Origin of the sequence: Methylovulum miyakonense HT12 (genome assembly GCF_000384075.1) — a bacterium.
GTDB lineage: Bacteria > Pseudomonadota > Gammaproteobacteria > Methylococcales > Methylomonadaceae > Methylovulum > Methylovulum miyakonense.
Genome location: NZ_KB913025.1, coordinates 3645024 through 3654134, shown reverse-complemented (window position 1 = coordinate 3654134; position 9111 = coordinate 3645024). Strand labels below are relative to the sequence as shown.

Genomic DNA, 9111 nt, shown 5'->3' with positions numbered 1-9111 from the left:
CGATTATGTGCCCACGGACAGCACGGAAGACATGAAAACTTTCGTTTTGCGTATTGTTTGTGGGTCTGCCTGAAGGAATCCACATGAACATCATCGTAACCCGTTCCTACCCGCGCGCCGCGTTGGTCGGGAACCCTTCCGACGGTTATTTCGGCAAGACGCTTGCGTTTGTGTTCAGTAATTTCCATGCTGAAGTTAGCCTGACTGAATCGGAGCGGCTGGAAATTTTGCCTAATGACCGGGACAAACTGGTGTTTGCCTCGATGGCGCAGCTGGTCGGGGATATTCAGGCTTACGGTTATTACGGCGGCGTCCGCCTGTTGAAAGCGGCCATCAAGCGTTTTCACGAGTATTGCCTGAGCCAAGCCATAGCGCCCGATAACCGGAATTTTACGTTGGGTTACGGCACGACCATCCCGCAGCGGCTAGGGCTGGCAGGATCCAGTGCGATTGTCACCGCCTGCCTGCGCGGGCTGATGCAGTTTTATGGCGTTAGCATTCCGAAACCGCAGTTGGCGAACCTGATACTCTCCGTTGAAAAGGATGAATTGCTGATTGGGGCGGGGCTACAGGATAGGGTGGCGCAGGTCTACCAGGGGCTGGTTTATATGGATTTTGATAAAACCCTGATGGAGCGGCAAGGCTATGGCGATTATGTGAATCTGGATATAAAACTGTTGCCGAACCTTTACCTAGCCTACCGTAGCGATTTGGCCGAAGGTTCGGAAACCACCCACAATGACCTTAGGGAACGTTATGGCCGGGGGGATACGGACGTGGTTAATGCCATGGCGGAGTGCGCGGACTTGGCCGTACAGGCCAAAGCCTTGCTGGAAGCGGGCAGGGGGGGCGAGATAGCCGGATTGGTTGACCGCAATTTTGATGTAAGGAAACGTATTTTGAAAATCAGCGGCGGCAATCTGCGCATGGTCGAAGCCGCCAGAAGCGTGGGAGCCAGCGCAAACTTTACCGGTTCAGGGGGAGCCATTATCGGGACTTATACCGATGACGCGATGTACCGGCGCTTGGACGCGGCACTGTCGGCCATTGGCATCAAAGTGCTCAAACCTGACCTTGTCGGGGCGGCCGGTTAATGGTGGGCGAACCCGGAATTGACGTGGCGCAAGGCCTAATGCGCGTGGACCGTTTGCCAGGTGGTATGGTTAAGGGTTTTCCAACGCCGCCAATTTAGTTTCTAGCCTATGGCAGCGATCCATAGACATGTGCCACAAATCCAGCACAGAATCCAACATTAAATGGGTGGTTGCCGAGTCATATTTGATGGTATGGCGCAACTCATAGGCTTGCTCTGGAGTTTCGCCATGGTGGATGGCAAAAATTTGAAGCGCCATAACTTGGTCTATCCCAAGGATGTGGTATGTCAACCATGAAGTGACAAAACGCACGAGCTTTTCTGAAACTTCCGTCAAATCTTCTTCCAAGGACAAGTGCTCCCACATGTTCTGAACATCATACATAAAGGATTTGTGTTCCATACGGTGGACGTTGATATGTCTGGGATCCAAGTGATGGTGTGCCATCAGTAGTTCTTCATCGACGAAATGCTTGTCGGCATAAGCCATTAATTCTTTTAATATGGAATCTATCATCTCCGGATCAGGCCTGCCTGATGCAACACATTCGGGTAAGCGGTTTAGTAGTTCAAATAATTTTTTATGTTGTGTATCAACGATTTCTATTTTTGTCGCAAAACTGTCTGACCAAACTAACATTTCTTTCTCCAGATAACTTAACTTCGATTAATGAAATAAACAGATAAAAACAGTTGCGGCCTAATATATTTACCTGTTAACTGGCGGCGGTGATAGCCAACGTATTTTACCGTTTATCGCCATTTCCACACCTAAGTTTAAAAATCCTTTTAACGGTGCAGTGTTATGGGAGGGCCATTTATGTGTGTGGCATAAACACTTAACCCGGCTATCCGTGGTTTTTCAACCCCGATTTGCAATCGCCATCAATAGGCGGCTTTTTCCTTGGCACTTTCATGCTCAATATTATCTGGATCGGTTTTTTCCTCGTCGCTTTCCTTATCGCGTCCATCAAATGGCTTTTTTTCGGTGACCCGCAGGTTTTTGCCGACATTATGGCGGCTATGTTCACGCAGTCCAAGTCCGCGTTTGAAATTTCCCTAGGGCTGGCAGGCATTTTGGCTTTGTGGCTGGGGATTATGCGCGTGGGTGAAAGGGGCGGCTTTATCCTGTTGTTGACCCGTGGGCTGATCCCTTTGTTTAGCCGCCTGATGCCGGAGGTGCCAAGCAACCATCCGGCTTTGGGGGCGATGGTGATGAATATCTCGGCCAATATGTTGGGGCTGGATAATGCCGCGACCCCGTTGGGCATTAAGGCGATGCAGGAGTTGCAAACACTCAATCCCAAGCCGGATACGGCGAGTTCCGCGCAAATCCTGTTTTTGGTGATCAATAGCTCCAGCGTCACCTTGTTTCCGGTGACGATTTTCAGTTATCGGGCGCAATTGGGTGCGCTCAACCCTACCGATGTGTTTATCCCTATCCTGATCGCGACTTATATTTCCACATTGGCGGGGTTGCTGGCGGTTGCTTATGCCCAGAAAATCAATCTACTGGACAAGGTGGTGTTGGCTTATTTGGGCGGTTTGACGCTCATGGTGGGCGGCCTGCTGGGGTATTTTTCGGCCTTGCCGCAACAGGAGATGCTGGAGCAATCGGCGACCTTAAGCCATGTCTTGCTGTTCTCGTTGGTGGCGGCCTTTATTGCCGGTGCCGTTTATAAAAACGTGAATGCTTATGAGGCGTTTATTGACGGTGCAAAAGACGGTTTCCAGACGGCGGTGACAATTGTCCCTTATCTGGTGGCGATGCTGGTGGCCATTGGGGTGTTCCGTGCCAGCGGCGCGTTCGGGTTGTTGTCCAGCGGCATCCGCGCTTTAGCCGACGGGTTGGCCATTGACAACCGTTTTGTCGACGCGTTGCCAACCGCCTTGATTAAGCCGTTTAGCGGCAGCGGGGCGCGGGCGATGATGCTGGACACGATGAAAACCTTGGGGGCGGATTCGTTTGCCGGGCGTTTGGCGTGTATAGTCCAAGGCAGCACCGAAACGACTTTTTATGTGCTGGCGGTGTATTTGGGGGCGGTCGGGGTCAGGTATAGCCGCTATGCGGTCGCTTGCGGTTTGCTTGCCGACGGGGCAGGGGTGGTGGCGAGCATGTTCGTGGCTTATTGGTTTTTTGGCTGATGGTTATTGGGCTTGGCCATGACCGGCCGCATCCGAGCCAGATGCCCAGGGCAATTTAGGCGCATAAGAAATTGTCAGCAAATAACAATTTTTGTCAGCTGCGCGGCCAAGGCTAAAACTGGCCCTGTATATAAAATAAGGTGGCGCCATATTTTTTCATAAAAGCTTATATTAATCAAAAAATGGCCTAATTAATGCTAAAATCTGGGCGGTTTTAACTTTTCGACCCAAAGCCAATAGGCCACTAAAATTTATCAATAGGTTGCATAAGCCCATTAAATAACGTAGATAATGTCTTAATATAGCGATGGGGTTGAAGGACGGGCGTAATGCAAGGTTTTCTCGATTTTATATTGCCAGGCAGTACCCTTATGCCCCATGGGTTTTGTTTCCTGTGGCGGCCAGATTTGCTTTGGCTGTTTGTGGTGTCCCATCTGAGTATTGCCTTAGCCTATTTTTCAATCCCTATCGCACTTGCCTATTTCATCAAAAAACGTAAAGACATTGCTTTTAAAGGTATTTTTTGGTTATTCAGCACGTTTATCCTGTGTTGTGGCATTACCCATCTCTTCGCCATCGTCACTATCTGGAAGCCTTACTATGCTTGGGAAGGCTTGGTTTTGGCCGGCACTGCTGCCGTTTCCCTGCTGACGGCGGTCGTTTTATGGCCGTTGATCCCCAAAGCCTTGTTAATCCCCAACCCCTCGGAACTGTTGCATGCAAACCGGCAATTGCAAGATGAAATCCTGTTCCACATGCAAACCCGGGACCAACTGAAACAAATCAATATCGACTTGGATAAGGCGGTCACCCTGTTGAAGGCCAGTAACCGGGCCTATCAGGATAGTGAAAACCGTTTTAAATTGGTGGTCAATTTAAGCCCGGCGGCCATATACACGTCCGTGTTCACCGATGACCCGCGTTATTTGTTGCTGAACACCTTCATCAGCGATGCGTTTTTGCCGATTACTGGTTATACGCCTGATGAGTGGTACAGCGACCACCTGTTGTGGGTCAACCATGTCCATCCCCAAGACCGTGACCGTTTGTTGGCGGAAATAAATTCCTTAAGGGAAACCCGAAACTTGAATATGCAGTACCGTTTCCTGCATAAAGACGGCTCTTACCGTTGGATACACGATAAGGTCAAATTTTTATCTTCGGTCGATGGCGGCCAAGATGAAATCATGGGTGCATGGATGGACATCACCGAGTTTAAAAAACATGAGGAGGAAATGCGCCTGGCCGCGATCACCTTCAATAGCTTGCAAGGCATAATGATCACCGATGCCGATACCCATATTTTGCGGGTCAATCAGGCGTTCACCAATATTACGGGGTATTCGCAGGAAGAGGTGCTGGGCAAAAAGCCAAATATCCTCCGTTCAGGCATCCATGATGATGCTTTTTATGATGATTTATGGGAGAAGCTGGACATTGACGGGCGCTTTGAAGGTGAGGTGATTGATCGCCGTAAAGATGGCACCATTTTCACCAAGTGGCAAAGCATCACCGCGCTGACCGACAGTGATGGTGTGGTCACCAATTATGTGTCGATGTTCACCGATATTAGTGAAAAAAAGGAATTTGAGGAACATATCAAACAGCTGGCATTTTATGACCCCTTGACCAATCTGCCTAACCGGCGTTTGTTGGAACAAAGGATTGCCCAGGCCATTGGCAATACCCGGGGGGAGCCTAGTTATATGGCCATCCTGTTCCTGGACCTTGACCATTTCAAATGGCTTAATGATTCGCTAGGCCACCAGATTGGGGATGAATTGTTAAAATTGGTCGCGATACGTCTAAGGAACGCGGTTCAGGACGAAGGCATTTCAGCACGTTTGGGCGGCGATGAATTTGTTATTTTACTGGACACCCATACTTCACAGTGGCTTGGCGCAACCAATTTCGTACTCAACCGCGCCGAGAGGGTGATGCAGTCCTTGAACCAACCGTACACCTTAAACGATAGCGAGCATTATTTTTCCGCCAGCATCGGAGCCACGCTATTTTCTGGCGAATCCGCCTGTGGCCCCCAGGAATTGTTGCAACAGGCGGATACCGCCATGTACCGTTCCAAAACGAAAGGCCGCAACACCATCAGTTTTTTTGATGCCAGTATGCAAGAGGCGGCAGACCAGCATTTGCAGCTGGAACGCAATTTGAGGGCCGCACTTGAGCAACGGCAGTTTGCCTTGCATTACCAGCCCCAAGTGGATGCCGGGGGCAACTTGGTCAGTGCGGAAGCTTTGATACATTGGGACCACCCCCTGAACGGCGTTATCCCGCCCGTCAATTTTATTCCGGTTGCCGAGGATACCGGGCTGATATTGCCGATAGGCCATTGGGCCGTTAGGGAAGCTTGCCAGCAGATAAAAAAATGGTCGGAACAAGGTTTCGAGTTTTCGCATATCGCCATCAATGTCAGTGCCCGGCAATTCCAGCAGACTGATTTTGTCGCAGGGATTGCACAGGCGATCACGGACATTGGCATCATCCCTAGCCAACTCATGCTGGAGTTGACCGAAAGCGGGTTGATGGACCATAGCGAGGAAGCGGTCGGTAAGATGTTGGCGTTGAAGGCGCTGGGGGTCGCCATTAGCATCGACGATTTCGGTACCGGCTACTCGTCTTTGGCGTATTTGACCGCGTTCCCTATCAGCCAGTTAAAAATTGACCGAAGTTTCGTCAAAGATATTTTTGAGAACCGCAGCAATGAGGTGGTTGTGGAAACGATCATCAACATGGCGAATAATCTGGGGTTGGCGGTGGTTGCGGAAGGGGTGGAGACCGAAAGGCAATTGGCATTTTTGGTCGAGAAAGGCTGCCTGCTGTTTCAAGGCTATCATTTTAGCCGCCCGGTGACAGCGGGTGAACTGACGGAAAAGTGGCTGAAGAAAGCCAATAAGGGCCGGTTAGCGCCGCTTGCGTTTACGCCAGATGACAAATCCCGTAATGGCCAGCCCTAGCGGCAAGCCCAGCAAGAACCCAAAACCAATGACGGCGACGGCGGGCGCGCTCAAGGCCAGGTGTTTGTCGGTTGCCGTGTTTGCCGGAATGTCGACAAACCCGTCATTTTGGAGCAGCCAATTGATGATGCGTATCCCCACATCCAAATTTCCGACATTGCCCAAGTAGGCGTTCGACAAAAAATCACTGTCGCCGACGACCACGACCCGTTGCTGTTTCCTGGCCAGGTCGCGGGTGAGCGCGTAAGCAAAAATTTGGCTGCCGTTGGCTTTGGAGGCCAAGCTTTGGCCCGTGGTTTCAAGTAAGGGTTTCGCTTGGAATGGCCCGCTTTTGTCGGCAGTGAGCGCCGCCGCTAACGGGTAAAGGCTAATCAGTTGTAGCCCCCGCGTGATCGGATGCGACGGGTAACTGCTGGCGATGACAAAACGGGGGTCGTCGATGCCATACATCCGGGTGCTGTCATCAAGGATCGGGACGGTTGCTTGGCGGATGCCAAGTTGCCCCTGCAAGGCAACAAGGTGCGTGCTGTCCGGCTCACCCAGTAACAACAGGTTGCCGCCATTTTGGACATAGCGCTTGACGGTCTCGATTTCGCCAGGAAGCAGCCCTACCGTGGGGGCGGCAATGACCAATAAGGCGGAATTGTCCGGGATGGTGGGCACCGTTGCCAAGTTGATGGTCAAGGCGGTGACCTTACGCAAGGCCAGTTCCTTTCCAAATTGCCCCCACGAAAAATTGGCGATGCCGTCCGGTGCGCGTTCGCCGTGCCCGGTCAAAAAGCTCACCCACCGCCGCTCCGCATGCGCCACTTGCAGCAAGGCATTGGTCAACGTGGATTCATCGACAAACGTCAGTTTTTCGGTGTGCCCGCGATATTCAACGAGCACCGCCCCTTCAGGGCCAATTTCCAATTCGCGGGTTTTTTCCGGTTGGCTATCGGGGTCGACAAATTCCAAAGACAGATCCGCTTTATAACGGCGGTATCGGTCTAGCAATTGCGCAATTTGCAAGCGTACCGGCAAGCCTTTTTTAAGGTAGGCGGTGATTTTGATGCTATCCGGCATGGCCTGCAACAGTTTTTGCGAAGCTGCCGACAAGGTGTTGTTCGACGCGGCGGTGATGTCAACTTGCCAGGGGTGGCGGGTGCTTGACCAAGCCAGCCCTAGCAATAAAGACAGGGCCGCCAGGGTCTTTAGGGTGTTTATCCTACGGATGGATGGCTTCATTTTTGCCACCGCAACTTATCCAAACTCCGGATGCTAAGTAAGATAAAAATGCTGATGAACACTAAAAAATAAACCACATCAACCGAGTTGATCAAGCCGCTTTGCAGGTTCTGGAAATGCCGTAACAGCGACAAATATTCCAGCCATTCATTGCGATGGTCGCGCATTTGCGAACCAGTGTCCAATAGCCATAAAACCAACGACAAGCCGAAACTGCCTATGCCCGCGACGACAGGATGCTGGGTGATGCAGGACAAATACAAGCCGGTGGCGGTCAAGGCGGAGACCAGCATCAATAAAGCCAGGACATTGGCGGACAGCTTGCCAAAATCCAATTCGCCACCCAGCAATAACGACAGGGGCATTGCCGTAACCAAGCCAATGACAATAACCAGCAAGCCCAAACAGCCCAAAAATTTGCCGAGGATAATTTCAGCGTTGGTAAGTGGCGCGGACAACAATAGCGGTAGGGTTTTGTTGCGGCGTTCTTCGGCGATCAGGCGCATGGTCAACAGCGGCACGGCCAGCAACAAGATGATTGCGGCATTGCCGAACAACGGCGGTACGACGATATCGGTCAAGCCGGGGCTATTGGGGATGGCCGCCAGTTTGGGTTGCAGCACCATGAAGGTTTCCACTTGTTTCAAAAACAAATAAGCCAAAATAAATTGCAGCACCGCCAGCAGGCTCCAAGCGACCGGCGATAAAAACAAGGCCTTAAATTCCCGAATGGCGATGGTGGAGATCATGGGGCGTCATCTTGGGTTAGGCCGATAAAAATGTCTTCCATCGATTTTTTTATCGGCGTGAGCTCTTGCAATCCCCAACCTTTAGCCATAATCGTTTCCGTGATTTTTTGCTTGGGATTGTCACTGGTGCGGTAATGGATTTGCAACCGCAAGTCCGTCAAAGGTTTGATTCGGGTGACCCCGGGGATGGCGGCCAACACCGACAAATCAGCCGCAAGCCGTGTCGTCACTTCCAGGCTACCGGCCTCCAACTGTTGGTTAAGCCCCGCGACATTTTCCCGCAGTATCAATTGGCCTTGATGGATAATTTGCACATGTGTGCAGGATTCTTGGACTTCGCTGAGGATATGGGTGGATAAGATCACCCCATGCCCTTGCCCCAATTCACGGATCAAGGCGCGGATTTCACGGATTTGCAAAGGGTCCAGCCCAACCGTGGGCTCGTCGAGGATGATCACGTCGGGGTTATGCAGGATGGCTTGGGCAATGCCTAGGCGTTGCTGGAAACCTTTGGACAGCTGCCCGATCAGGCGATGCGTGGCTTCCTGCAAACCGCAGCGGTCTTGGGCTTGGGTGATGGCACGGGCAATCTGCGGTTTGGCCATGCCGTGCAGTTGCCCGCAATAGCGTAAGAACTCCTGCACGGTCAAATCTTTATAGAGCGGCGGTGTGTCGGGCAAATAGCCTAGCGACTGTTTGGCAAGTTTGGGGTGGCTTAACAAGTCAATGCCATTGATTTTAATGGTTCCGGTATCGGGCGCCAGCAATCCGCAGAGCATCTGCAGGGTGGTGGTTTTGCCGGCACCGTTAGGCCCCAAAAAACCCAGCACTTCGCCACGCGAGAGGGTAAAACTGACGTCATTGACTGCACAGCGCTTGCCGTAATGGCGGTATAGGTGGTCTGCTTCTAGCAATAGGGTCATTC

7 protein-coding genes are annotated in these 9111 nt (G+C 51.6%); 3 read left to right on the top strand and 4 right to left on the bottom strand.

What is annotated here, in order from left to right:
• Positions 1-83 precede the first annotated feature (83 nt).
• Entirely contained in the window at positions 84-1094 is a 1011-nt protein-coding gene (locus METMI_RS0118015; RefSeq protein ID WP_019867699.1) for a mevalonate kinase family protein, read from the top strand.
• Positions 1095-1163: 69 nt separating this feature from the next.
• On the opposite strand, the gene METMI_RS24540 is transcribed toward METMI_RS0118015, so the two are convergent.
• Complete coding sequence (locus tag METMI_RS24540; protein ID WP_019867698.1) at positions 1164-1733, bottom strand: bacteriohemerythrin; 570 nt, start codon at positions 1731-1733, stop codon at positions 1164-1166.
• Positions 1734-2008: 275 nt separating this feature from the next.
• Between METMI_RS24540 and METMI_RS0118005 the strand changes: the two genes are divergently transcribed.
• Positions 2009-3238 (top strand): nucleoside recognition domain-containing protein, encoded by a 1230-nt coding sequence (locus METMI_RS0118005; protein WP_019867697.1) that lies wholly within the window; start codon positions 2009-2011, stop codon positions 3236-3238.
• Positions 3239-3609: 371 nt separating this feature from the next.
• Positions 3610-6210 carry a putative bifunctional diguanylate cyclase/phosphodiesterase gene (locus METMI_RS0117995; protein ID WP_232215250.1) on the top strand — a complete coding sequence of 867 codons (2601 nt, stop codon included), beginning with the start codon at positions 3610-3612 and terminating at the stop codon, positions 6208-6210.
• On the opposite strand, the gene METMI_RS0117990 is transcribed toward METMI_RS0117995, so the two are convergent.
• From METMI_RS0117990 to METMI_RS0117980, 3 genes are read right to left on the bottom strand one after another with little or no spacing between them, the layout of a single operon-like run.
• A complete protein-coding gene (locus tag METMI_RS0117990; RefSeq protein ID WP_019867694.1) occupies positions 6157-7437 on the bottom strand; it encodes a GldG family protein in 1281 nt (426 codons plus the stop codon). The two genes, METMI_RS0117995 and METMI_RS0117990, sit on opposite strands and share 54 nt — an antisense overlap.
• Positions 7434-8186, bottom strand: coding sequence for an ABC transporter permease (locus METMI_RS0117985; RefSeq protein WP_019867693.1), 753 nt, complete (start codon positions 8184-8186; stop codon positions 7434-7436). Before METMI_RS0117985 ends, METMI_RS0117990 begins: the two co-directional genes overlap by 4 nt.
• A complete protein-coding gene (locus METMI_RS0117980; RefSeq protein WP_019867692.1) occupies positions 8183-9109 on the bottom strand; it encodes an ABC transporter ATP-binding protein in 927 nt (308 codons plus the stop codon). The genes METMI_RS0117985 and METMI_RS0117980 overlap by 4 nt, the downstream gene beginning before the upstream one ends.
• Positions 9110-9111 lie beyond the last annotated feature (2 nt).

What these genes read in the sequence shown, in the direction of transcription:
- METMI_RS0117995 (WP_232215250.1), top strand. Translation starts at nt 3,610, where the DNA reads ATGCCCCATGGGTTTTGTTTCCTGTGGCGGCCAGATTTGCTTTGGCTG.
- METMI_RS0117985 (WP_019867693.1), bottom strand. Translation starts at nt 8,186, where the DNA reads ATGATCTCCACCATCGCCATTCGGGAATTTAAGGCCTTGTTTTTATCG.
- METMI_RS24540 (WP_019867698.1), bottom strand. Translation starts at nt 1,733, where the DNA reads ATGTTAGTTTGGTCAGACAGTTTTGCGACAAAAATAGAAATCGTTGAT.
- METMI_RS0118005 (WP_019867697.1), top strand. Translation starts at nt 2,009, where the DNA reads ATGCTCAATATTATCTGGATCGGTTTTTTCCTCGTCGCTTTCCTTATC.
- METMI_RS0118015 (WP_019867699.1), top strand. Translation starts at nt 84, where the DNA reads ATGAACATCATCGTAACCCGTTCCTACCCGCGCGCCGCGTTGGTCGGG.
- METMI_RS0117990 (WP_019867694.1), bottom strand. Translation starts at nt 7,437, where the DNA reads ATGAAGCCATCCATCCGTAGGATAAACACCCTAAAGACCCTGGCGGCC.
- METMI_RS0117980 (WP_019867692.1), bottom strand. Translation starts at nt 9,109, where the DNA reads ATGACCCTATTGCTAGAAGCAGACCACCTATACCGCCATTACGGCAAG.